Origin of the sequence: Streptomyces sp. NPDC001599 (assembly GCF_042893535.1) — a bacterium.
Taxonomy (GTDB): Bacteria; Actinomycetota; Actinomycetes; order Streptomycetales; family Streptomycetaceae; genus Streptomyces.
Map to the genome: position 1 here is coordinate 1 of NZ_JBIAVA010000040.1, position 1,633 is coordinate 1,633.

At 70.2% G+C, this 1,633-nt stretch carries 1 protein-coding gene; it reads right to left on the reverse strand.

The features are described 5' to 3' along the window. Positions 1-1,343: DUF1906 domain-containing protein (locus tag ACFYZ3_RS38445; protein WP_388528049.1), on the reverse strand; the 1,343-nt coding region annotated here is incomplete at its 3' end. Between the last annotated feature and the right edge of the window lie 290 nt (positions 1,344-1,633).

The following is a 1,633-nucleotide window of genomic DNA, read 5'->3' on the forward strand; positions in this document are numbered from 1 at the left end:
ATGCCGTTCCAGCCGCCGGTGCCGATCTCGGTGCGGGAGCTCTTCGAGCCGACGTTGGGTCCGTGGTAGAGCCACAGCTTCCCCGTCGACACCTCGACGGCCACGAGGTCGCCCTTGCTGTCGCCGGTGAACTCACCGGCCGTCAAAGACGTCATCCCCGGATCCGCGACCACGTTCGCGGCGCCCACGTCGACGTAGTTCCGGTCGATCTGGATCGTCGTACCGCTGTACGTCTCGGTGACGTTGCCCGCGTACTGGTGGACGCGCTGGTGGTTGGCCCACTGGCCGGCGGGCAGGTTCACGTCGGAGGTGTCGGCCCGGCCGTTCCAGTTGGCCACCCACACCACGTCCGGACGCTTCAGCGTGGTGGACGAGTAGACGGAGGACAGGTCCTTGATGCCGGTGCTGGAGGAGCTGTACACACCCGAGCGGTAGTTCAGTTCATGGACCCGCTCCGTCCACCCGGACAGGTAGTTGAGCACGTTGGTCCGGTAGCCGGACGAGTACGACTCCATGTCGATGTAGAGCACGGTGCCGCGGACGAAGCCGAGCCCCTGGGCCAGGTCGACCGCCGCGTCGGCGGCCGCGCGCCCCTGGCTCTTCGCACTCGACGACGAGATGCTGCCCGCCTGGAGTCCCGCGTAGATCGGGAGGATGTGCCAGCCCTCCGAGCTCTGCCGGCTCACCCACGAGGCGCTGAGGTTGGGCTGAGAGCAGGCGCGGCTCGGGCCGCCCATGTAGATGGCCACCCCGTCGTAGGGGGAGGACGCCCAGTCGTCCATGGCGCCGGAGGACGGGGCCGAGCAGGCGTCGAAGGCCTTGCCCTTGTAGCCGGTGCTCGGCGTGCTCGCGGCGGTGGCGGCGGCCATCCGCTGCTTCGCGGCCGGCCGGGGAGCGGTCTCGGGCTCGGCGGCGTCCCCCACCCGGACGCTGCCGAGGATCTCCTCGACGAGGGCCGTGGACGGGCCGTGGCTGAGGGTCGCGTAGACCCCGGCGCCCTCGAACGCCAGCCGTGCCTCCCGCGAGTCCGTGACCGGCAGGGACCGTGGCACGGGGGAGTCGGCAGGGACGACGACCTGGGGCACGTCGAACCGGGAGCCGGCGCCGGCGAACGGTTCCAGCACGATCGCCTCGGTCTTCTCCGCGATCACATGGGTGGGACAGGACTGCTCGGCTCCCGGATGCCCCAGGTAGACGGTGTGCTGGTCCATCCGGACACAGGCGTGCGGGTCCTTGGCGAGGTCGACCACGGCCCAGTCGGCCGGGATCTCAAGGGAGAGGCCGCGGTAGTCGACGGTGGTGGCCGGATCCGCCGCCGAGGCGGTCGCCCCGGACTGGAGCATGGCGGTCAGTGCGCAGAGTGCGGTCAGAGAGGATGCTGCATGTCTCAGGTGACGGCGTTTCATGACTTCCTTCGAGGAGGCCGGCAGGAGAGTGGGCCCGCGTAGCCGGAAGTGGGCATGGGTGGGGGCGGGACCGCCCGGTGGTGGGGTTGTGGTGTGGGTGGTCCCGCCTGGTGGTGCGGGGTGTGGGGGTGTGGGTCTACCAGCCGCCGGTGCCGATTTCGGTGCGGGTGGTGAGGCCGCCGTTGCCGGTGCCCTTGTAGAGGTAGAGCTTTCCGGTTTCGCCGGTG